This is a genomic window from Rhodococcus sp. NPDC127593 (assembly GCF_042671975.1).
Lineage (GTDB): Bacteria > Actinomycetota > Actinomycetes > Mycobacteriales > Mycobacteriaceae > Rhodococcus_F.
Window position 1 is genome coordinate 105891 of record NZ_JBHXWI010000004.1, and the last position, 23250, is coordinate 129140.

The 23250-nt window shown below is 66.7% G+C and carries 24 protein-coding genes; 13 read left to right on the forward strand and 11 right to left on the reverse strand.

All coding sequences use genetic code 11. From position 1 onward, the window contains the following. Positions 1 to 289: 289 nt before the first annotated feature. Positions 290 to 700, forward strand: a complete 411-nt coding sequence (locus ACFVJ3_RS04770; protein ID WP_378450967.1) for a hypothetical protein — start codon at positions 290 to 292, stop codon at positions 698 to 700. Positions 701 to 728: 28 nt separating this feature from the next. Here ACFVJ3_RS04770 and ACFVJ3_RS04775 read toward each other — a convergent pair whose 3' ends face one another. Continuing rightward, entirely contained in the window at positions 729 to 1331 is a 603-nt protein-coding gene (locus ACFVJ3_RS04775; protein WP_378450968.1) for a TetR/AcrR family transcriptional regulator, read from the reverse strand. A gap of 84 nt (positions 1332 to 1415) precedes the next feature. On the opposite strand from ACFVJ3_RS04775, the gene ACFVJ3_RS04780 reads away from it, so the two are divergent. The 9 genes from ACFVJ3_RS04780 to ACFVJ3_RS04820 all read left to right on the forward strand — a co-directional run bounded on the left by ACFVJ3_RS04780 (position 1416) and on the right by ACFVJ3_RS04820 (position 10254). Next, a complete protein-coding gene (locus tag ACFVJ3_RS04780) occupies positions 1416 to 2633 on the forward strand; it encodes a cytochrome P450 (RefSeq protein WP_378450969.1) in 1218 nt (405 codons plus the stop codon). Between the two features lie 63 nt (positions 2634 to 2696). Then, on the forward strand, positions 2697 to 3257 hold the full coding sequence (locus ACFVJ3_RS04785) for a TetR/AcrR family transcriptional regulator (RefSeq protein ID WP_378451096.1): 561 nt from the start codon (positions 2697 to 2699) through the stop codon (positions 3255 to 3257). Positions 3258 to 3262: 5 nt separating this feature from the next. Then, positions 3263 to 4489, forward strand: a complete 1227-nt coding sequence (locus ACFVJ3_RS04790; RefSeq protein WP_378450970.1) for a cytochrome P450 — start codon at positions 3263 to 3265, stop codon at positions 4487 to 4489. Continuing rightward, complete coding sequence (locus ACFVJ3_RS04795; protein ID WP_378450971.1) at positions 4482 to 5267, forward strand: SDR family oxidoreductase; 786 nt, start codon at positions 4482 to 4484, stop codon at positions 5265 to 5267. Before ACFVJ3_RS04790 ends, ACFVJ3_RS04795 begins: the two co-directional genes overlap by 8 nt. Continuing rightward, positions 5264 to 6616 (forward strand): cytochrome P450, encoded by a 1353-nt coding sequence (locus ACFVJ3_RS04800; protein WP_378450972.1) that lies wholly within the window; start codon positions 5264 to 5266, stop codon positions 6614 to 6616. The genes ACFVJ3_RS04795 and ACFVJ3_RS04800 overlap by 4 nt, the downstream gene beginning before the upstream one ends. Continuing rightward, positions 6616 to 6831, forward strand: a complete 216-nt coding sequence (locus ACFVJ3_RS04805) for a ferredoxin (RefSeq protein ID WP_061042380.1) — start codon at positions 6616 to 6618, stop codon at positions 6829 to 6831. Before ACFVJ3_RS04800 ends, ACFVJ3_RS04805 begins: the two co-directional genes overlap by 1 nt. Beyond that, the gene (locus ACFVJ3_RS04810; RefSeq protein ID WP_378450973.1) at positions 6831 to 7379 is read left to right on the forward strand and encodes a nuclear transport factor 2 family protein; all 549 of its coding nucleotides are present in this window, start codon (positions 6831 to 6833) and stop codon (positions 7377 to 7379) included. The genes ACFVJ3_RS04805 and ACFVJ3_RS04810 overlap by 1 nt, the downstream gene beginning before the upstream one ends. After that, a complete protein-coding gene (locus tag ACFVJ3_RS04815) occupies positions 7373 to 8629 on the forward strand; it encodes a hypothetical protein (RefSeq protein WP_378450974.1) in 1257 nt (418 codons plus the stop codon). Before ACFVJ3_RS04810 ends, ACFVJ3_RS04815 begins: the two co-directional genes overlap by 7 nt. 14 nt (positions 8630 to 8643) lie before the next feature. After that, entirely contained in the window at positions 8644 to 10254 is a 1611-nt protein-coding gene (locus ACFVJ3_RS04820; RefSeq protein WP_378450975.1) for an acyl-CoA synthetase, read from the forward strand. Positions 10255 to 10297: 43 nt separating this feature from the next. Here ACFVJ3_RS04820 and ACFVJ3_RS04825 read toward each other — a convergent pair whose 3' ends face one another. The 3 genes from ACFVJ3_RS04825 to ACFVJ3_RS04835 all read right to left on the reverse strand — a co-directional run bounded on the left by ACFVJ3_RS04825 (position 10298) and on the right by ACFVJ3_RS04835 (position 12724). Continuing rightward, entirely contained in the window at positions 10298 to 10963 is a 666-nt protein-coding gene (locus tag ACFVJ3_RS04825; RefSeq protein ID WP_378450976.1) for a GNAT family N-acetyltransferase, read from the reverse strand. Positions 10964 to 11065: 102 nt separating this feature from the next. Beyond that, entirely contained in the window at positions 11066 to 11551 is a 486-nt protein-coding gene (locus tag ACFVJ3_RS04830; RefSeq protein WP_378450977.1) for a nitroreductase family deazaflavin-dependent oxidoreductase, read from the reverse strand. Positions 11552 to 11560: 9 nt separating this feature from the next. After that, complete coding sequence (locus tag ACFVJ3_RS04835; RefSeq protein WP_378450978.1) at positions 11561 to 12724, reverse strand: steroid 3-ketoacyl-CoA thiolase; 1164 nt, start codon at positions 12722 to 12724, stop codon at positions 11561 to 11563. Between the two features lie 160 nt (positions 12725 to 12884). Here ACFVJ3_RS04835 and ACFVJ3_RS04840 point away from each other — a divergent pair, with 160 nt between their 5' ends. Both ACFVJ3_RS04840 and ACFVJ3_RS04845 read left to right on the forward strand, forming a co-directional pair. Next, positions 12885 to 14141 carry a cytochrome P450 gene (locus ACFVJ3_RS04840; RefSeq protein WP_144285151.1) on the forward strand — a complete coding sequence of 419 codons (1257 nt, stop codon included), beginning with the start codon at positions 12885 to 12887 and terminating at the stop codon, positions 14139 to 14141. Between the two features lie 96 nt (positions 14142 to 14237). After that, positions 14238 to 15494 carry an erythromycin esterase family protein gene (locus ACFVJ3_RS04845; RefSeq protein ID WP_378450979.1) on the forward strand — a complete coding sequence of 419 codons (1257 nt, stop codon included), beginning with the start codon at positions 14238 to 14240 and terminating at the stop codon, positions 15492 to 15494. Between the two features lie 24 nt (positions 15495 to 15518). Here the strand turns inward: ACFVJ3_RS04845 and ACFVJ3_RS04850 are convergent, their stop codons facing one another. The 5 genes from ACFVJ3_RS04850 to ACFVJ3_RS04870 are packed head-to-tail and all read right to left on the reverse strand — an operon-like array spanning position 15519 to position 20056. Beyond that, positions 15519 to 15932, reverse strand: coding sequence for a nuclear transport factor 2 family protein (locus ACFVJ3_RS04850; protein WP_378450980.1), 414 nt, complete (start codon positions 15930 to 15932; stop codon positions 15519 to 15521). 10 nt (positions 15933 to 15942) lie between these two features. After that, a complete protein-coding gene (locus tag ACFVJ3_RS04855; protein WP_378450981.1) occupies positions 15943 to 16806 on the reverse strand; it encodes a TIGR03619 family F420-dependent LLM class oxidoreductase in 864 nt (287 codons plus the stop codon). A gap of 17 nt (positions 16807 to 16823) precedes the next feature. Continuing rightward, a complete protein-coding gene (locus ACFVJ3_RS04860) occupies positions 16824 to 17999 on the reverse strand; it encodes a thiolase domain-containing protein (RefSeq protein ID WP_378450982.1) in 1176 nt (391 codons plus the stop codon). Next, a complete protein-coding gene (locus ACFVJ3_RS04865) occupies positions 17999 to 19063 on the reverse strand; it encodes a thiolase domain-containing protein (protein WP_378450983.1) in 1065 nt (354 codons plus the stop codon). The genes ACFVJ3_RS04860 and ACFVJ3_RS04865 overlap by 1 nt, the downstream gene beginning before the upstream one ends. A gap of 12 nt (positions 19064 to 19075) precedes the next feature. After that, positions 19076 to 20056, reverse strand: a complete 981-nt coding sequence (locus tag ACFVJ3_RS04870) for a Zn-ribbon domain-containing OB-fold protein (RefSeq protein WP_378450984.1) — start codon at positions 20054 to 20056, stop codon at positions 19076 to 19078. 79 nt (positions 20057 to 20135) lie between these two features. Between ACFVJ3_RS04870 and ACFVJ3_RS04875 the strand changes: the two genes are divergently transcribed. Beyond that, the gene (locus tag ACFVJ3_RS04875; RefSeq protein ID WP_378450985.1) at positions 20136 to 21173 is read left to right on the forward strand and encodes an LLM class F420-dependent oxidoreductase; all 1038 of its coding nucleotides are present in this window, start codon (positions 20136 to 20138) and stop codon (positions 21171 to 21173) included. Positions 21174 to 21245: 72 nt separating this feature from the next. Here ACFVJ3_RS04875 and ACFVJ3_RS04880 read toward each other — a convergent pair whose 3' ends face one another. Together ACFVJ3_RS04880 and ACFVJ3_RS04885 are read right to left on the reverse strand one after the other, a co-directional pair. Beyond that, entirely contained in the window at positions 21246 to 22205 is a 960-nt protein-coding gene (locus ACFVJ3_RS04880) for a hypothetical protein (RefSeq protein ID WP_378451097.1), read from the reverse strand. 172 nt (positions 22206 to 22377) lie between these two features. Next, positions 22378 to 23232, reverse strand: a complete 855-nt coding sequence (locus tag ACFVJ3_RS04885; protein ID WP_378450986.1) for a crotonase/enoyl-CoA hydratase family protein — start codon at positions 23230 to 23232, stop codon at positions 22378 to 22380. Positions 23233 to 23250: the final 18 nt, after the last annotated feature.

Genomic DNA, 23250 nt, shown 5'->3' on the forward strand with positions numbered 1-23250 from the left:
CGAGCGGAGCGGCCGGGGCACGGGCACCCCTCCCGGTCACCGCCAGTGTCGCCTGACCATGCGACGGCGGCATAGGGGACAAGGTCATCTCCTCCGACGTGCCGAGCACCAGGGCGCGCGAGGGATTCGCGGCAACCGAACGGTCTCGCCGGCTGTGTCCGGTGGCCTCCTCGGCCGGAGCAATCCGATTCCAGGTGGGTGGGAAACCCCGCGGTTTCGACGCGAACGCACATCGAACCGGCGGACAATGAATGCACCCGGCAGTGGGTTGCGGCGAGGAAGGGGCGTCATGTCCGAAGGTTCGTCGGTCAAACAGGGCGTCGCGGCGGGGACCGCGATGGGGGCAGCGGTCATCATGGTCACCGTCGGACTCCTGCAGTTCTTCCAAGGGCTCGCCGCGGTCTATGAGAACGAGGAGTTCGTGGTGGGGGTGGAGTACCTCTACAAGTTCGACTTCACGGTCTGGGGCTGGATCCATCTCGTGCTGGGTGCGTTGGTCGCGGTGACCGGCCTCGCGTTGTTCACCGGCGCCGCGTGGGCCCGGGTGTCGGCGATCGTGATCGCCGCGATCTCGATCGTGGCCAATTTCCTATGGCTGCCGCACAACCCGTGGTGGTCGGTGCTCATCATCGCGCTCGACGTGGTGGTGATCTGGGCGATCTCGACGTGGCGGCCGAACCCTTCCGACGCCTGGGCCTGAGAACGGCAACAATAGGGGTAATGGCCTTTCAGGACGGGGTGTGCGTTCGCTCCGGCCACCCGACGCTGGACAGTGCTCCGCGCAGCACCGACTCGTAGATCGAGTCCAGGTCGAGCTCGTCGCCGAGGAAGTCGGTGTTCACGAGCATCACGAAGCCGTGCATGGCGGCGAAGATGCTCACGGCCGCGTCGAGGGTGTCCTCGGGCGGCAGTCCGCACGACGCCAGCATCGTGCGCAGTGCCGTGTTGGCGTCCAATGCGGCGGAGATGAAGGCATCCCGGTCGACGGGTGCGGTGGTGAGCGTCTGGTACCGGTGCGGATGGTCGGTGGCCCACGCACGGTGTGCGTCGACGAGCGCGCGGAGGCCGTCGGGACCGCTTCGGCCCATGGCGATCTCGCGCAGGTGGGCACCGAGTTCCGCCATGGTGCGCACCTGGACGGCGCCGCGAATGTCGTCGAGGTTGCGGACGTGGTTGTAGAGCGACGCGGTGACCACGGTCAGCCGGGCGGAGAGGCTCGTCATCGACAGTTGCTCCCAGCCGAGTTCGTCGATGATCTCGATCGCGGCATCCACGACCTTGTCTCGAGTGAGTGTGCGCCGTCGGATCGGTCCGCTCTGCCCTTTCGCCATGAGCCCAGCATAAGGGCTTCCATTAGAAATGAAAGTGTGTAGTTTAAGACACATCCCATTCGTTTATCGATCGAGGAGCAGAGTATGACCGCGTCTCGGATTGATCTCAAATCCCCCGACGTCTACGCGGACGGGGTCCCCTACGCGTTCTTCGACCACCTGCGGGCGAGCGAACCCGTCTATTGGCAGCCCGAGGAGAACGGCACCGGATTCTGGGCGGTGACCAAGCATGCCGACGTCGTCGCCGTGTCCCGCGACAGCGCGACGTTCTCGTCGGCGGTGGGTACCACCCAGATCGACGATTTCGACGAGCAGACCCGCGCGAAGCAGGCCGCCATGCTCGTCAACCTCGACCCACCCGGCCACACGCGGCTGCGGCAACTCGTCAGCCGCGGATTCACCCCACGCACAGTCAAAGTGCTCGAGGGTCACATCCGCGACATCTGTGCCCGGATCGTCGATCGGCTGCTCGAGGCACGCGACGTCGACTTCGTTCCCGAGGCGGCGGCGCCGTTGCCGCTCGAGGTCATCGCGGCGCTGCTGGGTGCGCCCGCCGGGGACGTCGACAGGCTCTACGACTGGTCCAACCGGATGATCGGCTTCGACGATCCCGAGTACGGCACCACCCAGGCCGACGGCGAGATGGCTGCGGCGGAGATCTTCCTGTACGCCAACGAGCTTGCGGCGCAACGCCGCATCGAGCCTCGCGACGACATCGTCACCAAGCTCGTGCAGCCGGACGAGAACGGCGACACGCTCACCGAGATGGAATTCGACATGTTCTTCGTCCTGCTCGTGGTGGCGGGGAACGAGACGACGCGCAACGCGACCGCCGGTGGGATGCAGGCCTTCATCGATCATCCCGACCAGTGGCGGCGGCTGCAGTCCGAGCCGGAACTGGCGGCGAGTGCGGTGGAGGAGATTCTGCGGTGGGTGACGCCGGTGATGGACTTCCGTCGCACCGCCACCCGGGACGCCTACATCGGCGATCAGTTGGTCAGGGCCGGCGACAAGGTGGTGATCTACTACCCGAGCGCGAACCGGGACGAGGACGTCTTCGACGAGCCGTACCGGTTCGACATCGGCCGGAGCCCCAACCCGCAGATCGCGTTCGGCGGTAGCGGAGTGCACTTCTGCCTCGGCGCCCACCTGGCGCGGCTCGAATTGAAGATCCTGTTCGAGACCCTCGCCGCGCGGATCGACCGTGTGGAACCCACCGGGCCGGTGGCGCGGCTGCGGTCGAATTTCATCAGCGGCATCAAGACGATGCCCGTGCGAATCCACCCGCGCAGTCCGGTGTGAGAACCCGATTTTCGTTGCCAGCCGTCGGTAACTGTAGTAGCGTCCAGACACGTGTCCAGTAGTATGAATTTCGAGTCCACCCGCCGCCGTCTGACCGAGAAGCAGGCCGACACCGTCGACCGCCTCACCAAAGCGGCAGTCGAAGTACTGCGCGAAGAGGGATTCGCGGGACTCACCGTCCGCTCGGTGGCCGGCATCGCCGGGGTCGCGCCCGCGACGGCCTACACGTACTTCTCGTCCAAGGAGCACCTCGTCGCCGAGGTCTTCTGGCGGCGCCTCGCCGCCTCACCGCAGCCGGTGGACGAGGGACTCGATCGCACCGGACGCGTGGTCGCCGTGCTCCGCCACATCGCTCTCCTGGTGGCGGACGAACCCGAACTCGCCGGAGCCGTCACCAACGCGCTGCTCGGCCGCGACCCCGACGTGGAGCACCTCCGCGCCCGCATCGGGCTGGAGATCCGCGACCGCCTCGCCGCCGCACTGGGTGACGGCCATAGTCCCGACGTCCTCGAGGCGCTGGAGCTGCTGTACGCCGGCGGCCTGGTCCGCGCGGGGATGGGATACGGGTCCTACGCCCAATTCGCCGATCGACTCGAAACTTCCGCCAAGCTGATTCTGGAGTAGATGCCATGACCGCAGCCTCGATGCCCGGGGTGTCGCACAATCCGGTGACGTTCAACCCGTACGACTATGGCTTCCACGAAGATCCGTACGTCACGTATCGAAGACTGCGGGAAGAAGCACCGCTCTACTACAACGAGGAACTCGACTTCTGGGCGTTGTCCCGGCACGAGGACGTCGTCGCGGCGTTCCGCGACAACCAGCGCCTGTCGAGCGCGAACGGGGTGTCGCTCGACCCGGCGGCCTACGGTCCGCACGCCCACAAGACGATGTCCTTTCTCGCGCTGGACGATCCGCGGCACATGCGGATGCGGCAGTTGGTCTCCCGCGGTTTCACCCCGAGACGGGTAAACGAACTCGAGGGACGGATCCTGGATCTGACCCGGCAATACCTCGACCCGGCGCTCGCGGCGGGCGAGTTCGACTGGATCGGCGAGTTCGCCGGCAAGCTCCCGATGGACGTGATCTCGGAGCTGATGGGGGTGCCGGAGGCCGATCGCGTGGAACTCCGGCGGCTCGCCGACCTGGTGGTGCACCGCGAGGAGGGCGTCCTCGACGTGCCCCACGCCGCGATGGAGGCGTCGCTCTACCTCGTCGGCTACTACGCCGACATGCTGGCCGAGCGGCGCAGGAAACCGACCGAGGACCTCACGTCCGCCCTGCTCGAGGCGGAGATCGACGGCGACCGGCTCACCGACGACGAGATCATCGCCTTCATGTTCCTGATGGTGGTGGCGGGCAACGAGACCACCACCAAACTGCTGGGCAACGCGCTGTACTGGGGTTTCCGCTATCCAGGCGAGGCTCGGCACGTGTTCGAGGATGTGAGCCGGGTGCCGGAGTGGGTGGAGGAGACCCTGCGTTTCGACACGTCCAGCCAGATGGTCGCGCGGACGGCGTCCGTCGACCTGGACTTCCACGACCGGACGATTCCCGCCGGCGACAAGGTGCTGATCCTCATCGGCTCCGCGAACCGCGACTCGGCGGTGTTCGAGGACGCCGACGAATACCGGATCGGCAGGGACACTTCCAACAAGCTCGCGAGCTTCGGCGGCGGCACCCACTTCTGCCTGGGCGCCCACATGGCGCGGCTCGAAGCGCGGATCGCGCTCACCGAACTCGTCTCCCGCATCGACGACTACGACATCGACGAGGCGAACAGTGTGCGCGTCCACTCGACCAATGTGCGCGGTTTCGCCACCCTTCCCATGAAAGTGCAGGTCCGCGATGCCTAGGTTCGAGCCCAACCCGCAGCGACGCCCGTCGATCGTCGCCGGGGCCTCTTCGGGAATCGGCACGGCGACGGCCTATGCGCTGGCCGAGGCCGGTCACCCCGTCGCGCTCGGTGCCCGCCGGGTGGCCGAATGCGAGGAGATCGCGGAAAAGATCCGCAGCAACGGGGGAGAAGCGGTCGCGCACTACCTCGACGTCACCGACACCGCATCCGTCGACGACTTCGTCACCGCGGCGGAGAAAGCGCTGGGCCCCACCGAGATCGCGTTGTCGGGGGCAGGCGACCTGGAGTTCTCCGTCGCACACGAGATGGACCCCGACCAGTTCCTGGGCCAGGTCAACGTTCACCTGATCGGTGCGCAGCGTCTCGCGCACCGCATCGTTCCCGGAATGATCGAACGCAGGCGCGGAGACTTCGTCCTGATCGGATCCGATTGCGCCGACTCCCCCCGGCCCCGGATGGGCGCCTACAACGCCGCGAAGGCCGGCGTCGAAATGATGGGCCGGCAGATGCGAATGGAACTGGAAGGCACTGGCGTCCGGGCGTCGGTCGTGCGCCCGGGACCCACCCAGACATCCATGGGGATGAACACCACCGAGGAGGTCATCGGACCCGTCCTCGAAGACTGGGCGAAATGGGGATTCGCCCGGCACTCGTACTTCCTGCGCGCCTCCGCGATCGCGGACGCCGTGGTCGCCGCCGTCAGTGCGCCCCGTGGCGCACACATGGTGCTGATCGAGGTTCAGCCCGAGGCGCCCCTGCGAAAGGATGGAGAATGAACCTGGCTACCCCGCAACGTGTGTCCGGCGGTGAGCGCGAGCACGGACATCTCGAAGAATTGCGTACCGACCCGATTGCGCTGATGCGCCGTGTCCGGGAGGAGTGCGGCAACGTCGGCGTGTTCCAGCTCGCCGACAAGAAAGTGGTGCTGCTGTCGGGCGCCGAGGCCAACGAATTCTTCTTCCGCTCCACCGACGAGGATCTCGACCAGCAGGCGGCCTACCCGTTCATGAAGCCGATCTTCGGTGAGGGAGTCGTGTTCGATGCGAGCCCCGAGCGTCGCAAGGAGATGCTGCACAACCAGGCGTTACGCGGCGAGCAGATGAAGGGCCATGCCGCGACGATCGCCCACGAGGTCGACCGCATGGTGGCGCAGTGGGGCGACGAGGGAGAGATCGATCTGCTCGAATTCTTCGCGGAGCTGACCATCTACACGTCCTCGGCCTGCCTGATCGGTACGAAGTTCCGGGAGCAGCTCGACGGCCGGTTCGCGCACCTGTACCACGAGCTCGAGCAGGGCACCGACCCCATCGCCTACGTCGACGCCTACGCCCCGATCGAGAGCTTCCGCCGACGGGACGAGGCGAGAGTGCAGTTGGTGGCTCTCGTCCAGGAGATCATGAACGGGCGCGTCGAGAACCCTCCTCAGGGCAAGGAGGATCGGGACATGCTCGACGTGCTCGTCTCGATCAAGGACGAGGACGGCAACGAGCGCTTCACGGCGGACGAGATCACCGGCATGTTCATCTCGATGATGTTCGCCGGGCACCACACCACGTCCGGCACCGCGGCCTGGACCCTGATCGAACTGCTGCGGCACCCGGACTACGCGAAGCAGGTGGTCGCCGAACTCGACGACCTCTATTCGGACGGCTCCGACATCAGTTTCGGGGCGCTTCGGCAGATCCCGAAACTCGAAGCGGTGCTGAAGGAGACGCTGCGGTTGCACCCGCCCCTGATCATTCTGCTGCGCGTCGCGCGGGGCGAGTTCGAGGTCGGCGGCTACCGGATCGCCGAGAACGATCTGGTGGCGGCCACGCCGGCGATCTCCAACCGGATCGCGGAGGACTTCCCGAACCCGGACACGTTCGATCCCGAACGCTACATCGACCCCAACCAGGAAGACATCGTCAACCGCTGGACGTGGATTCCGTTCGGCGCCGGTCGGCACCGCTGCGTCGGGGCGGCGTTCGCGCTGATGCAGTTGAAGGCGATATTCTCGATTCTCCTGCAGGACTGGGAGTTCGAGATGGCGCAACCCTCCGAGACGTACCGCAACGATCACAGCAAGATGGTGGTGCAGCTGCAGCAGCCGTGCACGGTGAGGTACCGGAAGCGAAGCACGTGATGAAGGTCGAAGCCGACCTCGACCTGTGTCAGGGTCATGCCGTGTGCGAGATGGAGGCACCCGACGTCTTCGTCGTCCCGAAGCACGGCAAGGTCGAGATTCTCGACACCGACCCACCCGAGAACCTGCGCGCCGAAGTCGAGAGCGCCGTGCGTTTCTGCCCGACCCAGGCCCTGCGGATCCTCGCGGACAACGACTCTGAAGGAGACAGCTGATGGTGCAGTTCGATCGTGCGGAGCTCGACGAGATGGTGCAGCGCTGGGTGGACGAGAACAAGCGGTGCGAATCGCTCGGCGACTGGAAGACGCTCGCCGAGATGTACACCGACGACGCCACGTACGGATGGAACTACGGGCCGAAGGACGACTTCATGGCCGTCGGCCGGGACGAGATCCGCGACCTGGCGCTCGGGCAGGAAATGGACGGGCTCGAGGGCTGGCAGTACCCGTACCAGCAGTTCGTCGTCGACGATCGCAGCGGCGACGTCATCGGATTCTGGAAGCAGGTGTCCGAACGCACCCGCGGCGACGGCACGCACTATCAGGTCACCGGAATCGGTGGCAGCTGGTTCCGGTACGGCGGCAACTTCCAATGGTCCTGGCAGCGTGACTTCTTCGACTTCGGCAACGTCTCGAGTCTGTTCCTCGAGATGATCACGAACAACGCGATGTCCGACGGCATGAACGCGCGGATCCAGCGCGCGACGTCCGGTCGGCTGCCGGGGTGGTATCCGGTCGGCACGGCCCCGGTCCCGCTGTGGTGAGTACGGTGAAGGTTCCGACGTCGTTCGCCGATCTGTCCCGCGAGGATCTCGCGATTCTCGTTCCGGAACTGCTCCTGTGCGGTCATCTCATCGACCGCTCCGGTATGCCGCACCTGATCGGGGCGTTCGGTCGCGAGGGCATGACGCAGGTCGCGATCGAGGAGTGGATGGCGTCGAGTCCCCTCTACACGCGACGTATGCAACGCGCGCTGGGATTCGAGGGGGATGGCGTCGTCACGATCTTCAAGGGTCTGCAACTCGACATCGGTGCGCCGCCCCAGTTCATGGACTTCCGGTACCGCGTCACCGATCACGATCACGGCGAATTCTGGCTGGATCACTGCGGGGCGCTGATGGACGTCGAACCGATGGGCGACGAGTACGTCACGGCGATGTGCCACGACATCGAGGACCCGACGTTCGACGCCACCGCCCTGGCCACCAACCCGCACGCGCAGGTGCGTCCCGTGCACCGTCCGCCCCGCAGACCTGCGGACCGGACACCGCACTGCCTTTGGACGGTCACTATCGACGACGCCCACGTGCCACCGCCGATTCCGGATGGGCTGGTGACGGTGGGGAAGTCGAGGGCGGCGACGGTCGAGTTGTCGCCGATCGACAGCGGCGGGCCGGGACGGCCGGACTACGCGGGCGCGCTCCTGAATGATCTGCGGTTCCCGGACTTCTCCCATTCGGCTCTGACCCGGATGGCGGAGGAGGTGTGCGTGCAGCAGCACCTGCTGACCCTCGGTTTCCTGCTCGCGGTGCGGGCCCGCACCGATGCCGCGGCCGCGCTCGACATCGCCCGCAAGCAACTCACGGGCATCGCCGGCCTCACGTCGGAGCGGATCCGGAAGGCGCTCGGGCTGCCCGCGGATCTCGAGGGTCTCGCCGTCGTCCTCGCCGTGCATCCGGCGCTCAATCCCCGTCAGTACGTGGACGTCACGGTCACCCTCGGCGACCGCATGCTGCTGACCCTCGGCCGGGACTGCGGAGCCGGGGAGGACGGGGCGTGGCCGTCCATGATCGACGCCGAGCACCTCGGGCCGTTGACTGCGCTCGTGCGCGGGGTATCGCCGCGCTTCGCGGTGCAGGTGGTCGAGGAGACTGATGCGGCGCTCACCGTGGAGGTCGTGATCGGTGAGCCGCCCGCGAAGGAGGCGCCCGAGGTCGCGCTCACCCGGTTCAGCACAGGAGCCGACTTCGCGTTCACCGATCGAGGAATACCCCTACCACTCACAGTCGTCTGAGAGAGGACGCCTCCGTGGCCTACAACCTTGCAGACCTCTTCGAGCATTCCGTCGATGCGATGCCGGAACGGGTCGCGCTGATCTGCGGCGCCCGTCGCGTCACCTACCGGGAACTGGAGGACCGCGCCAACAGGCTTGCCCACCACTTCCGCGGTGCCGGGCTGACCGTCGATTCGCACATCGGCGTGCACCTGCACAACTCCATCGAGACCATGGAGACGTTGCTGGCGGCGTACAAGATTCGCGCGGTCCCGATCAACATCAACTACCGCTACACCAGCGACGAACTCGCCTACGTCTACGGCAACGCGGAACTCGACGCCGTGGTCCACCATCGGATCTACTCGCCGCGCATCGCGGAGGTCCTGCCCTCGCTGCCGAGGATCCGGCACACCGTCGTCGTCGAGGACGATCTCGGCGGCGCCGGTGTGCCCAGCGATTCGGTGCCGTACGAGGAGGCGCTGTCCGGCAGTGGCGACCGGGACTTCGGCGAACGCAGCCCCGAAGACCTGTTCATCATGTACACCGGCGGCACAACCGGTCGTCCCAAGGGTGTGGTGTGGACGCACGAGGCAATCTGGCGCGTCCTCGCGGGCGGTCTCGACTTCTACACCGGTGAGGCGATCGACGACGAGTACCAGCAGTCGCGGGTCGGGTCGCAGGGTGAGCCCACCCTGTGGTTCGCGTTGCCGCCGTTGATCCACGCGGCCGCGATGATGCCGACGTTCACCGCGCTGTTCAGCGGAAACACCGTGCTGCTCGAATCGAAGTTCGATGCCGACCGGACGTGGGAGCTCGTCGAGCGGCACAAGGTGCAGATCCTCATCATCACCGGCGACGCGATGGGGCGGCCGCTGATCGAGGCGCATCAGCCGTCGCGCACCGACACGTCGAGCCTGGGTGTGGTGGCATCCGGGGCGGCGCTGTTCTCACCGGTGATCAAGGACGCCTTCCTCGAGGCGTTCCCGGGACTACTGGTTTCCGATTCGATCGGCGCGTCGGAAACGGGCTTCGGCGGAATCGGTTTCGCGACCAAGGGGGAAAAGCAGGTGGGTGGGCCCCGGGTGCCTGCCGGACGGTACGCCCTGGTGATCGACGAGGACGACGTTCCCGTCGAGCCGGGGTCGAGGAAGGACGGCTGGTTCGCGAAGGGCGGGTACGTTCCCCTCGGCTACTACAACGACCCGGAGAAGACCCGCGAGATCTTCCGGGATGTCGACGGGCGACCCGTCGTCGTCACCGGCGACCGCGCGCGGATCGAGGCCGACGGATCGATCACCCTGCTCGGCCGCGGCAACATGGTGATCAACACCGGCGGCGAAAAGGTGTTCGCCGAGGAGGTCGAGAGCGCGGTGAAGGCGTACCGCGACGTGTACGACGCCATCGTGGTCGGCGTCCCCGACGAACGGTGGGGGCACCGGGTCTCCGCGGTCGTGCAGGCGCGCGACGGTCGGGGCGTCGACTTCGCCGGGCTCGAGGAACACGTGCGGCAGAGCCTGGCCGGCTACAAGATTCCACGTCTCGTGTGGGTGGAAGACACCGTCCAGCGGACACCGAGCGGCAAGCCCGACTACCGCTGGGCCCAGGGCGTCACCAAGCTGCGCGACCCCGACCACCGCACGTGAGTGGCGAAGCGTGCTCCCGCACGCTTCGCCACTCACGTGCGGGTCAGGCGGGAGCGCGGACGACCAGGACCGTTCCCGGGAATTCCGCGGCGAGTTCCTGACGGCTGTGCTTCACGGCCGCGGTGCCGTAGCCCTTCTTCCGGGCGTCGGGGGCGATCCAGATGGCCACGTCGACCTCGCGTCCCGACAGTTCACCGAACACCATGCCGACGGGCGTGTTCTCCGCGGTGTCCTCACACACGAACCATGCGGCGGACTCGTCGTCGACACGGCTCAGGCCTTCCGTGCGTTCCTTCTCGACCCGCTCCTCGGACCACTGCGTGCCCGCATCGTCGATCTGCTCGACGCAGCGGCGCCGGAACAGGTCTGCGTCTTCCTCGGTTTCGGTGAACGGACGGAGGCGGAAGTTCCGCCCGGTGCTCGCCGGCCGGTCCGTCGACGTCCACTCCAGCGTGGCGTCGAGGTCCTTCAGTTCCGTCTGGATGCGGAGCCGTTCGACCTTGGTGAGACGGCGGAACGTCAGGTTGAGGACGGCTTCCGCGTACGCCTCGGAGGTCTCGAGGAGTCCGGCGACGGTGGTGAGGGCCTCGGCGTGGTCCTCGCTGTCGACGATGGCGTCGAGAACCTCGTGGCGCTGCTCGAGTGCACGCAGCAGGACCGCGGTGAGCTCTCGACGGTCGTGTATCCGATCTTGAACCTGTGTACTCATGTCTGCAATTCCTCGCCCTCGGCCGTCGTACAAGTCCGTACGCGTCAATACTGCAAGATGTCCTCCGACAAGGCACCCGTTACCCGACGGTACATACAAGTGCTATCGACGGTCGCAGACGACGACGGGGATCGTGCGGTCGGTCCAGGCCTGGTAATTGTCGAAATCCGGATACATGTCGACGAGCCGCGGCCACAGGCGCGCGCGTTCCTCGGGATCCGCCACGTGGGCGGTCATCGGCCGAACCCGCGACTTCACCTGGACGGTCACGTCGGGGTTCGCGCGCAGGTTGAGGTACCACATCGGGTGCTTCGGGAGGCCGCCCTGCGAGGCGACGAGGATGATGCCGTCGCCGTCCTCGAGGAACAGCAGCGGGCTGATCCGCGGCTCGCCGCTCTTCCGTCCGGTGGTGGTGAGCAGGCAGACGGGCAACCCGCGGGGGAAGGCGCTGCCCACCCGCCACTTGCTGCCGAGTCGCCCGCCAGTCCGCCGGTACAGCACGACGTTGATCTTCGACATCCACTTGATGAAGGAGACCGTCCACTTCGAGTCGAGGCCGGGCGGTCGGGCGGGGGCGGGTGCGTTCATCGGCAGATCCTAGATCCGCTCGATGATGGTGCCGGTGGCCAGCGCGCCGCCGGCGCACATCGTGATCAGTGCCGTCGACCCGTCGGTGCGCTCGAGTTCGTGCAGCGCGGTGGTGATGAGTCGAGACCCGGTGCTGCCCACGGGATGTCCGAGTGCAAGCGCACCGCCGTTGACGTTGACCCTGTCCATGTCGGGCTCGTGCACCGACGCCCACGACAGCAGCACCGAGGCGAACGCCTCGTTGACCTCGAACAGGTCGAGGTCGCCGATCTTCATGCCGCTGCGTTCGAGGACGCGCGCCGTGGCCTGGACGGGCCCGTCGAGGTGGAATTCGGGTTCGGAGCCGACGAGCGCCTGGGAGATGATGCGGGCCCGGGGCTTCAGGCCGAGCGCGCGTGCCCTGGCCTCGTCCATCAGCATGACGGCGGCGGCGCCGTCGGAGATCTGCGAGGACGTGCCCGCCGTGTGGATGCCGCCCTCGAGAACGGGCTTCAGCGTGGCGAGCGACTCCGCGGTGGTGTCGCGCAGACCCTGATCGCGCGTCACGACCCGGGTTTCGCCGGTGAGGTTGCCTTCCTTGTCCACGACGGGTGCGGTCACCTGCAACACTTCCCGGTCGAAACGCCCTTCGTCCCAGGCCTGCTTGGCTCGTGCCTGTGAACGGACTCCGAGCGCCTCGACGTCGGCCCGGGTGATTCCGCGGCGACGGGCGATGCGCTCGGCGGCCTCGAACTGGTTGGGCATGTCGATGTCCCAGTCGGCGGGCCTGCGCGGCCCGGCGTTCTCGCCGACGTTCGCGCCGAGCGGCACCTGGCTCATCGCTTCGATGCCGCAGGCGATTCCGACGTCGATCGCGCCGGTGGCGATCAGGCCTGCGATCAGGTGGTTGGCTTGCTGGGCGGAGCCGCACTGGCAGTCGATCGTGGTGGCGCCGACCTGCCAGGGCAAGCCGGCATGCAGCCACGCGGTCCGGGTGATGTTGTTCGACTGCGCACCGGCCTGGGTGACGCAACCGCCGATCACCTGCTCCACCAGTTCGGGGTCGATGCCGGAGCGGTCGAGGATGCCCCGCTGAGCGGCGCCGAGGATCTCGGCGGCGTGCAATCCGGACAGCCAGCCACCGCGCTTTCCGATCGGGGTGCGTACTGCCTCGACGATTACTGGTGTGCCCACGGTGGGCTCCTTTCCTTGTCCTCAGAAAATAGAACAAGTTCTGCTGTCCGGGCAAGGTCTGAATGTGCTTTCCTTTGCTAGTCGCCCGGCTTGTGCTTCAATGCTAGTAGAACGTGTTCCACATCACGGAGTGGTGTATGGCTTAGGGCAGGAGACAGCAGTGGCGCAGCCCAATCTTCCAGAGGGTTTCGACTTCACCGACCCGGACATCTACGCAGAGCGCATCCCCTACCAGGAGTTCGCCGAACTGCGGAAGACTGCCCCGATCTGGTGGAACCCGCAGCCGCCGGAGATCGGTGGCTTCCACGACGACGGCTACTGGGTAGTCAGCAAGCTCGAGGACGTCAAGGAGGTGTCGCGGCGCAGCGACGTCTTCTCCACACACGAGAACACCGCGATCGTGCGCTTCGCCGACGACATTCCGCGCGAGAACATCGAGATGCAGCGTTTCATCCTCATCAACAAGGACGCTCCCGAGCACACCAAGCTCCGCAAGCTCGTCTCCCGCGGTTTCACGCCCCGCGCGATCAACAGCCTGCGCGAAGAACTCACCGAGCGCGCCGAGAAGATCGTGAAGGAGGCCGCCGAGTCGGGGGCCGGCGACTTCGTCACCCAGGTGGCGTGTGAGCTTCCGCTGCAGGCGATCGCCGAACTGCTCGGTGTGCCGCAGGAGGATCGCCTGAAGGTCTTCGACTGGTCGAATCAGATGACGGGCTACGACGACCCCGAACTGGACATCGACCCGCAGGCCGCGTCGATGGAGATCCTCGGCTACGCGTACCAGATGGCGGACGAGCGCAAGAAGTGCCCCGCCGACGACATCGTCACGACGCTGATCGAAGCGGATATCGATGGAAATGAGCTTTCTCCCGAGGAATTCGGCTTCTTCGTGATCCTGCTGGCGGTCGCCGGCAACGAGACCACTCGCAATGCCATCACACACGGCATGATGGCGTTCCTGGACCATCCCGATCAGTGGGAGCTCTACAAGAAGGAGCGCCCCAAGACGGCGGCGGACGAGATCGTCCGGTGGGCGACCCCGGTCAACTCGTTCCAGCGCACCGCACTGGAAGACACCGAACTCGGCGGAGTGCAGATCAAGAAGGGGCAACGAGTCGTAATGTTGTACGGCTCCGCCAATTTCGACGAGGACGCGTTCGAGAACCCGGAGAAGTTCGACATCATGCGGGAGAACAACCCGCACGTCGGCTTCGGCGGCACCGGTGCCCACTTCTGCCTCGGGGCCAACCTCGCGCGACTCGAGATCGACCTGATCTTCAATGCGATTGCGGATCACCTGCCCGATATCAGTAAGCTGGGAGATCCGCGGCGCTTGCGCTCGGGCTGGCTCAACGGTATCAAGGAATTTCAGGTCGATTACAAGACTGCGTCAGGCGGTTGCCCGGTCAGACACTGACCCCCTGATTCAGCGGCGTCGGAGGGCACCCTCATCCTCTCCGACGCCGCTGTTCTCTTTCGTCGACGTGGTGTCCGAGGGAAAGTGGGAGCCACCATGTCTGTGCAGTCCGTCGTCGAAGATGTGGGTGCCGTTTTCTCGGCGCCGGGAGACCCGACCGTCACCGCTGCCCTCGGCGCATTCCTCCGTCGCCTGGACCCCGCGCCCCGCCTGCTCGGGTTCGGCGAGCCCATGCACGGGGAGGAGAGCTTCCTGCTGCTCCGCAATCAGATGTTCCGGTTTCTCGTCGAACACGCGGGCTATCGATCCATCGCGATCGAAAGCAGTTGCCTGAAGGGGATACTCGTCGACTCCTTCGTGCGGGGTGCGGACCGCCGGCCGCTCGACGACGTCATGGAGCGCGGCTTCAGCCACGGCTTCGGCGAGTCCCGGGCGAACCACGACCTGATCCGATGGATGGCCGAGTACAACCGTCGACGCGAACCGGACGAGCAACTCCGATTCTTCGGATTCGACGCCCCCATCGAGATGACGTCCGCAGACAGCCCGAGGCAGGCCCTGACCTTCCTCGACACCTACCTGCGGACCCACCTCGACGAGCAGGATCTGCCCTGCACTCAAGACAGGATCTCCGCACTGATCGGCGACGACGACCGCTGGAGCAACCCGGCCGTCGCCATGGACCCGACCCAGGCCGTCGGCGCCACCCCCGAGGCCGTCGAGTTGCGTCTCATCGCGGACGACCTGATGATGCTGCTCGCGTCGCAGGTGCCTCGTCTCGTGGCCGAAAGCACGCGAGACGAATTGTGGGAGGCCGAGCTTCACGGTCGCGTCGCCACCCGCCTGCTCAGCTATCACGCAGGCATGGCAGAGAACTCCCCACACCGCATCACGAGGCTCCTGGGAATCCGCGACACCCTCATGGCGGACAACCTGTCCGCGCTGGTGCAGAGGGAGGCCGAGCGAGGCCCGACATTCGTCTTCGCTCACAACGGCCATCTGTCGAAAGGTGAAACCCACTGGGATCTCGCCGGACTGCATCTGCGCTGGTGGTGCGCCGGTGCCCACCTGGACGTGCGGCTCGGCGACGCCTACACGGTCATCGGGTCCGCCGTCGGGGAGGCGCCCGGCCACGGCATCGGACAGCCGCCTCCCGGCACCGTCGAGGACCTGCTCTTCGCGGTCGGGGAGAGCTGTCTCGTGCCGGCCGCGCCGGTGGCCCGCAGGATCGGACATGTGGAGAGGCGTGCCGACCCGTCGGGCAACTCCACCTACTTCCCGCTGAATCCCGCCGGCCTCGGCGAACTCGACGCGATCCTCTTCCTCCGGCACATCGACGCCGCCGGTACGTGAGATGCCGGCACGTGATCCGGGCGTTCAGGCCTTGCGCAGTGTCTTCATCGCTCGCTCGACCTCCCAGAAGGCCCGCAGGGACGTGATCTTGCCGTCCTCGTTCACGCGGTAGACGAACACGCCCTCGGCGTCGATCCGGGATCCCGCCACCGTGGACCGGATGGTCCCGATGTTCACGTTCTCGTTCCCGCACACCAGCGAATCGGTGATGAGGAATTCGAGCGATTCGGTGGTCGCGATCGTCATGTCGTAGAACCGCGAGATCGCGTCGAGGCCGTGGTGACCCTTGCCTTCGGGGTCGAAACCCGAAGGGCCGACCGGGTCTTCGACACACGCGTCCTCGGCGAACAGCGCCAGCCACTCGTCCTTGCGCCTGCCGCTGGCCGCCTCGCGGGAAGCCTGCCCGGCGAGGCGGGCGGGATGGTCGGTCATCGTCATGTCCACACCCCTATCCGATGTACTGGTCGGCGAACTTGCGCAGCGAATCCTGCTTGGCCTCGAGTGGTCCGTCGAAGCCGATGCCGTCGAAGACCCACGGGACGACGATCGTGTCGGTCACTCCGGCATCCGCCAATTCGGCGTAGCCGTCCTTGCCGAAACGGTCGATGCACACGGTCTGGATCTCGTAGGGCAGATCGGCTCGGCCGTACTCCTGCCGGAGTTCCCGCAATCGTGCGATGACCTGGACGAGATCGTCGAACTTGATCATCGCGGACGTCCAGCCGTCGCCCACCCGGGCGGCGCGTCGAAGCGCGACGTCGGTGTGTCCGCCGACGTAGAACGGCACCGGCTTCGTCGGCGCCGGGCTCATCTGCAGGCGGTCGAAGTCGAAGAACTCGCCGTGGTATTCCACCATCCCGCCGCCGAGGATCAGCTTGATGACGTCGATCATCTCGTCGACGCGTGCACCGCGCTTCTCGTACGGCACTCCGCACCATTCGAATTCCTCGGGTGCCCAGCCGATCCCGACGCCGAATCCGAACCGGTTGCCGATGAGGTTGGCGACCGAACCCACCTGGCGGGCGAGGAGTACCGGGTTGCGGGAGCCCAGTTTGAGGACCTGGGTGTAGAACTCGATCTTCGACGTCACCGCACCCATCGCGGCCGCCGCGATCAGCGGATCCACCCACGGGGTTTCCTCGTTCCACATCCGCGAGCCGTCCGGCGTGTACGGGTAGTCGGCGCTCTGCTTCTCCATGAAGAACAGTGAGTCGGGAAGTGCAATGGACGAGAATCCGCACTCCTCGGCTGTTTTCGCGAGAGCCGGCAGTTGGTCGAGGGGATTCATGGCGATGCCGACGGTGAACTTCATCGGTGATGTCCCTACTACTAGTTGTTCGGCCGGTCGGAACCGACCACCCACATCGAGAAGTACTGCGAACCGCCGCCGTAGGCGTGGCCGAGTGCCTTGCGTGCGTCCTTCACCTGATGATCGCCGGCGCGGTGCATCACCTGCATCGCCGACTCGGCGAACCGGATCATGCCCGAGGCGCCGATGGGGTTGGACGACAGAACGCCGCCGGACGCGTTGAGGGGCAGCCTGCCCCCGATCGCGGTCTCGCCCGCCTCGGTGAGCTTCCAGCCCTCACCCTCGGAGACGAAGCCCAGATTCTCGAGCCACATCGGTTCGAACCAGGAGAAGGGGACGTAGATTTCGGCCACGTCGATCTCGTCGAGCGGATCCTTGATGCCCGCGGCCTTCCACAGTGCGGCCGCGGCGTCCCGGCCGGCCTGCGGATTCACCTGGTCGCGTCCCGCGAACGTGGTGGGCTCGGTGCGCATCGCGGTGGCGTGAATCCAGGCCACCTCACGCCCGTCAGCCGTGACCTGCTCGGCGGCTTCCTCGTTGCCGATCACCATCGCGCAGGCGCCGTCCGAGGACGGACAGGTCTCGTCGTAACGGATGGGATCCCACAGCATCTGCGAGGCCTGCACTGATTCGAGCGTGATGTCGGGTTGCTTGAGGTGGGCGTACGGGTTCAGGCTGCCGTTCAACCGGTCCTTCACCGCCACCATCGCGCCGATGTGATCGGGTGCGCCCGACCGCCGGATGTACGAGCGGACGTGCGGGGCGAAGTATCCGCCCGCGCCCGCGCCGACCGGCATGTGGAACGGAATGGGGGTGGACAGCGCCCACATTGCGTTCGACTCGGACTGCTTTTCCCACGCCACCGTCAGCACCCGCTTGTGCACCCCCGACTTCACGAGGCTCGACGCGACCACCGCGGTCGAGCCACCGACCGAGCCCGCGGTGTGCACGCGCAGGAGTGGTTTGCCGTTCGCGCCGAGCGCGTCCGACATCGCGAGTTCCGGCATCATCGAGCCCTCGAACAGGTCGGGGGCCTTCCCGATCACGACCGCGTCGATGTCGTCCCAGCCCACCCGCGCGTCTTCCATCGCGCGGTCGATCGCCTCGCGAACCAGCCCCGCCATGGACACGTCGTGCCGCTTCGCCACGTAGTGCGTCTGACCGGTGCCGAGCACCGCGGCCACTTGATTCGCCATCAGTTGCGTCCCTCCAAGACTGCGACCAGATTCTGTTGCAGCACAGCACCACTCGTAGCGTGCGCCAGCGTGCGCCCGGCGTTGCCGTCCATGATGGCCTTGGCTGCGTAACCTATGCGTTCCAGACCGGCGGAGAACATCGGGTTCCCGCTCAGCGGGCCACCCGACGGGTTGATCACCGTCGCGTCGGACAGTCCGATCGCCTCGCGGAGGATCAGTTCCTGATGGGTGAACGGTCCGTGCAGTTCGGCCACGTCGATTCCGCCGACGTCCCCTCCGGTGGCAGCGCGGGCGGAGGCCGTCGTCGACGGCGAGACCGTCAGGTCGCGGGCGCCGAAGTTCGGGGAATCGATCCGATGCTCGATCCCGGTGATCCACGCCGGCCGCTCGCACAGCTCGCGGGCACGATCGCCGGCGGCGAGCACGACAGCGGCGGCTCCGTCCGTGATCGGTGCGCAGTCGTGGGCGCGCAACGGATCCGCGACGAACGGGCTGGCGAGCAGCGCGTTGATGTCGACGTGCCCCGCCAGCTGGGTGTTCGGGTTGCTCTCGGCCGCGGCCCGGCTGCGCGCGGCCACGGCCGCCATCTCCTCGGAGGTCCACTTCCCGGCATCGAGTCCGAGGCGGGCCTGCAGTCCGGCGAGCGACACGGAGTCGAGGGCGAGTGGTGCGACGAGGTAGGGGTCGAGTTGCATCGACAGGATCTTGCGGAGGTTGCCCGCCGACGACTTCCCGAAGCCGTAGACGAGGGCGGTGTCGACCTCGCCGGTCATGATCTTGATCCAGGCCTCGTAGAACGCCCACGCCGCATCCATCTCGACGTGCGACTCGTTGATCGGCGGTACCGCCCCGATCGAGTCGACGGCGGAGATGAACGAGAACGAACGTCCGGCCAGGTAGTCCGACGACCCCGAACACCAGAAACCGATGTCGGACTTCGTGATTCCGAGCTCCTCGTACAGCTGCTGGAAGCAGGGGACCAGCATCTCGACGCCGTTGGTGGTGCCGGTGGTCTCGCGCACGTGCGGTGCGTGCGCGAACCCGACGACTGCGATATCTGTCATTGTGCCGCGCCCTTACAGGTGGTGTTTGTAGGTGTCGTACTCGGCGTCGGGCTCGCCCGTCGGCCTGAAGTACTCGATGTTCTCGAGGGTGTAGCCCCACTCCTCGCGCGGCTTCCACTTGGCCTCCACGCGCATGCCCATCCGCACGTCGGCGGCGTCGCAGTCGAGGATCAGGTGCAGGAACGCGATGTCCGCGCCGTCGAGCAGCACGTAGGCGGCGACGTACGGCGGCTTGATCCGCTGTCCGAGGAACGGGACGTTCACGATGCAGAACGTGGTGACGATGCCCCTGTCGGGCAGTTCCACCTGCTCCTTCGTCGGGATGCCGTCGGTGGGGTTGGCGCTGCGCGGCGGGATGTACACCTTGCCGTCCGGTCCGGTGCGGCCACCGATCAGCTTGCCCGCCTTCAGCCCTCGGAGGTAGTAGCTCTCCTCTGCGGAGGCGGAGTGCATGTAGTCGAGATCGATCGGCGTCGTGACCATCGTGACCGGTTCCGACTCCGTGGTCGGTTCGGGTTCGCCCGTCGACTCCCCGGGCTCGAAGCACACGATGTCCTGGATGCGCCCGACGCGCTCCTGCGCCCATCTCGCCCGGACCCGCATACCCGTGCTCATTGCGGCGGGGGAGCCGACGTCCACGGCGTGCACCAGGGACGTGTCGGCGCCGTCGAGCTTGATCAGCGCCCACGCGAAGGGCGTGCTGAGTGGCTGTCCGGCAATCGGTTCCGGCATCCACGTCCAGCTCACCACGGTCCCGGCGTCGGAAACCCCGACGAAGTCGGTGAGAGGTTCGGCGGTGTTCGGGTCGAATTCGGGCGGTGGGACGTAGACGCGTCCGTCCGAGCCGCGGGCGCCGATGACCTTGCGGTCGCGCAGCGCGGTCACGAAGGCTCCGATGGTCGGACCCACCGATCGGGTGTAGTCGAATTGAAGTTTCAGCGGGGCGCTCAACGGTTCGTTCGAGAATTTTTCGGCCACCGCGCTCTTTCCCATGCTCACAACTTCGAGTAGAACAGGTTCTAGTGTTTGTGGCAAGGGTCACTTCTGACGACGGTCGATGCGGAGGCACACGATGAAGCTCGGGTTGCAACTGGGATACTGGGGCGCACAGCCGCCGGCGAATGTCCCGGAGTTGATCGCCGCGGCAGAAGCCGAGGGATTCGACGCCGTCTTCGCCGCCGAATCGTGGGGCTCCGACGCCTTCACCCCCCTCGCCTGGTGGGGTTCGAGCACCGAACGCGTCCGTCTGGGCACGTCCGTCGTACAGATCTCCGCGCGCACACCCACCAGCACCGCCATGCACGCACTCACCCTCGACCACCTCAGCGGCGGCCGGGCGATCCTCGGGCTCGGCGTCTCCGGGCCGCAGGTCGTCGAGGGGTGGTACGGGCAGCCGTTCACGAAACCGCTCGCCCGCACCCGCGAGTACGTCTCCATCGTCCGGAAGGTGCTGACGCGGGAGGAACCCGTCACCAGCGACGGACCGCACTTCCCGCTGCCCTACACCGGGCCGGGCAGCACCGGTCTCGGGAAGCCGCTCAAGCCGATCACCCATCCGCTGCGCGCCGACATCCCCATCTGGCTCGGCGCCGAAGGTCCGAAGAACGTCGCGCTCACCGCCGAAATCGCCGACGGCTGGCTCGCCATCTACTACTCACCCCGCCTCGCCCCCATGTACAACGAATGGCTCGACGAGGGCTTCGCCCGCCCCGGCGCCCGTCGCAGCCGCGAAGACTTCGAAGTCGCGGCCACCTGTCAGGTGATCGTCACCGACGACCGCGCCGCCGCCATCGCCGGCCTCAAGCCCATCACCGCTCTGTACGTCGGCGGCATGGGCGCCCCCGAACTCAACTTCCACGCCCAGGTCTACACCCGCATGGGCTACGGCTCGCAGGTCGAGGAAATCGGGCGCCTCTTCCGCGCAGGCCGCAAGGACGAGGCCGCCGCCGTCGTCCCCGACGAGATGGTCACCGAGACCATGATCATCGGCAACGTCGACGAAGTCCGCGCCGACGTCAAACGCTGGGCCGACGCCGGCGTCACCATGCTCCTCGTCTCCTGCCGCGACGCCGACCACGTCCGCGAACTGTCCGCGGCGGTCCTCGGCTGACCCCCGATCTAGGCTGACCCCTGCAGCGGGCGAATGTACCTTTCGGCGCACCTGAGGCGTTGAACGGTCCATTCACCCGGGCGCTCCGAGCATCCGGACCTCCGGCCGGGGCCGCGACGACGCCAGTTGGTGGTGCGACCGGAGGTCGGCGATCACGCGGTCGGGGTCGTCGCGGATAGCGCTCGGTAGCGTCGGCAGCACGATGATGCCGTGGTTCTGCATCCGGGTGCGGCGCTCGACGGTCGATTTGTACGCCGCCGGTGCCAGATGCCAGTCGAGTGAGTCGATGTCCCAGGCGAACGCGACCTCGTCGATCCAGCCGTCCGGCATGGCGATGAACTGCCCGGCGGCGTCGACGATCTTGCGGTTGAAGACCATTCGGGGCAGTCCGCTGCGCAACCACAGTCGGCGGGCTTCGGCCTCGGACACCGAGTGGACGTCGACGCTCACTTCGCGCAGCACCGTCCGGGGGAGTGCTGCGCCCCGCCCGCTGCCCGAGTCCAACTCCGCGATCAGCTCGGCGACGCTCACCTCGCCTCGCTGGACCACCTCGGCGATGAGGGATCGAGTGCTGTCCAGACTGCGGCACCGTCGCGCCGCGTCCAGCAAGGCGCGCGGAAGCGGGGCGCACGGAAGACCGTTGCGCGTCACCGGCACCGGCAACCGCGTCGTACGTTCGACGAGAACGAAGCCCGTGGACTGCACGCGCCGATGCGTGGCGATCAGAACATGGGCATCCCCGGAGTACGACGTGCCGTAACCGTATTCGTGCAGCGCTGCACGCCCCGTGAGGACTGCCTTCTCGCCGCTGAGCACGATCGCGGCCACCGCACGCTGACGCGCGGTCGGTCGGCCGTTGCCGAGCATCACGACACCCGGAAGGATGCGTTGCCACGGCCCGCCCGGACGGCAGCGGGCGTCGATCGCCGAATTCGACACACCCCACTGCCTCAACTCGGCGGTGCGGATGATTCCGGACCGGCTCACTCCGTACAGGTCTTCGAGGCGATGCCCCCACTCTCCCCGTCGCATGGAGTCGATGATGACGCACCCGATGTCGGCGGCAGGTCTGGTCACGAGGCGATTTGGTGAGGCCTGTGGATAAGTAGGGGCTGTGGATAACCCTCGCACCCTGGGCGAATGTACCTCTCGGCGCCTCAGACGCGCCGAAAGGTACATTCGCCCGGGATTAGTGCACTCGGGGTCAGCGGCCCTCGAACTTCGGCGCGCGCTTTTCGGAGAAGGCGCGTGGGCCTTCCTTCGCGTCGGCGCTCTTGAAGACCTCGGTGCCGAGGGCGGCGTCGATCTGGAATGCCTCTTCCTCGTGCATGCCTTCGGTGTCGCGGATGGTCTTGAGGATCGCCTGGACGGCGAGGGGGCCGTTGGCGGAGATGAGGTCGGCGAGTTCGAGGGCCTTGTCGAGGGCCTGACCGTCGGGGACGACGTGTCCGATGAGGCCGATCTCCTTGGCCTCGGGGGCCTTGATGTGACGTCCGGTCAGCAGGATGTCGGCCGCGACGGTGTACGGAATCTGCCGGACGAGGCGCACGGCGGAGCCGCCGAGGGGGAAGAGGCCCCATTTGGCTTCGGAGACACCGAATTTGGCGCTCTCGCCGGCGACGCGGATGTCGGTGCCCTGCAGGATTTCGGTGCCGCCGGCGATGGCGGGACCCTCGACTGCGGCGATGAGGGGCTTCGTGAGACGCCGTCCCTTGAGCAGCGCCTCGATTTTCGACAGGTCCCAGCCCGACGAATTCTTCCCCTCGCTCCGCTCGCCCGCGCCGGAGAACGAGTCGCCGGGGTGCTGCGACACCATGGCCTTGAGGTCGGCGCCCGCGCAGAATGCGCCACCCGCGCCGGTGAGGATGGCGACCCGGATGTCCGGGTCGGAGTCGACCTGATCCCACGCGTCCCGCATGATCGCCATCATTTCGCCGGACAGCGCGTTCTTCGCCTCGGGACGGTTCATCGTCACGATCAGGACGTGCCCGCGCTTCTCCACGAGGCAGTGCGGCGACTGTGCCGAAATGTCGGATTTCTCGGTCGTTGTAGAGGACACTGAAGTCTCCCGAAGGGT

Excerpts from the sequence above, each read along its gene's own strand:
- ACFVJ3_RS04770 (WP_378450967.1), top strand. The coding sequence starts at position 290 with ATGTCCGAAGGTTCGTCGGTCAAACAGGGCGTCGCGGCGGGGACCGCG.
- ACFVJ3_RS04775 (WP_378450968.1), bottom strand. The coding sequence starts at position 1,331 with ATGGCGAAAGGGCAGAGCGGACCGATCCGACGGCGCACACTCACTCGA.
- ACFVJ3_RS04780 (WP_378450969.1), top strand. The coding sequence starts at position 1,416 with ATGACCGCGTCTCGGATTGATCTCAAATCCCCCGACGTCTACGCGGAC.
- ACFVJ3_RS04785 (WP_378451096.1), top strand. The coding sequence starts at position 2,697 with ATGAATTTCGAGTCCACCCGCCGCCGTCTGACCGAGAAGCAGGCCGAC.
- ACFVJ3_RS04790 (WP_378450970.1), top strand. The coding sequence starts at position 3,263 with ATGACCGCAGCCTCGATGCCCGGGGTGTCGCACAATCCGGTGACGTTC.
- ACFVJ3_RS04795 (WP_378450971.1), top strand. The coding sequence starts at position 4,482 with ATGCCTAGGTTCGAGCCCAACCCGCAGCGACGCCCGTCGATCGTCGCC.
- ACFVJ3_RS04800 (WP_378450972.1), top strand. The coding sequence starts at position 5,264 with ATGAACCTGGCTACCCCGCAACGTGTGTCCGGCGGTGAGCGCGAGCAC.
- ACFVJ3_RS04805 (WP_061042380.1), top strand. The coding sequence starts at position 6,616 with ATGAAGGTCGAAGCCGACCTCGACCTGTGTCAGGGTCATGCCGTGTGC.
- ACFVJ3_RS04810 (WP_378450973.1), top strand. The coding sequence starts at position 6,831 with ATGGTGCAGTTCGATCGTGCGGAGCTCGACGAGATGGTGCAGCGCTGG.
- ACFVJ3_RS04825 (WP_378450976.1), bottom strand. The coding sequence starts at position 10,963 with ATGAGTACACAGGTTCAAGATCGGATACACGACCGTCGAGAGCTCACC.
- ACFVJ3_RS04830 (WP_378450977.1), bottom strand. The coding sequence starts at position 11,551 with ATGAACGCACCCGCCCCCGCCCGACCGCCCGGCCTCGACTCGAAGTGG.
- ACFVJ3_RS04845 (WP_378450979.1), top strand. The coding sequence starts at position 14,238 with ATGTCTGTGCAGTCCGTCGTCGAAGATGTGGGTGCCGTTTTCTCGGCG.
- ACFVJ3_RS04850 (WP_378450980.1), bottom strand. The coding sequence starts at position 15,932 with ATGACGATGACCGACCATCCCGCCCGCCTCGCCGGGCAGGCTTCCCGC.
- ACFVJ3_RS04855 (WP_378450981.1), bottom strand. The coding sequence starts at position 16,806 with ATGAAGTTCACCGTCGGCATCGCCATGAATCCCCTCGACCAACTGCCG.
- ACFVJ3_RS04860 (WP_378450982.1), bottom strand. The coding sequence starts at position 17,999 with ATGGCGAATCAAGTGGCCGCGGTGCTCGGCACCGGTCAGACGCACTAC.
- ACFVJ3_RS04865 (WP_378450983.1), bottom strand. The coding sequence starts at position 19,063 with ATGACAGATATCGCAGTCGTCGGGTTCGCGCACGCACCGCACGTGCGC.
- ACFVJ3_RS04870 (WP_378450984.1), bottom strand. The coding sequence starts at position 20,056 with ATGGGAAAGAGCGCGGTGGCCGAAAAATTCTCGAACGAACCGTTGAGC.
- ACFVJ3_RS04875 (WP_378450985.1), top strand. The coding sequence starts at position 20,136 with ATGAAGCTCGGGTTGCAACTGGGATACTGGGGCGCACAGCCGCCGGCG.
- ACFVJ3_RS04880 (WP_378451097.1), bottom strand. The coding sequence starts at position 22,205 with ATGCGACGGGGAGAGTGGGGGCATCGCCTCGAAGACCTGTACGGAGTG.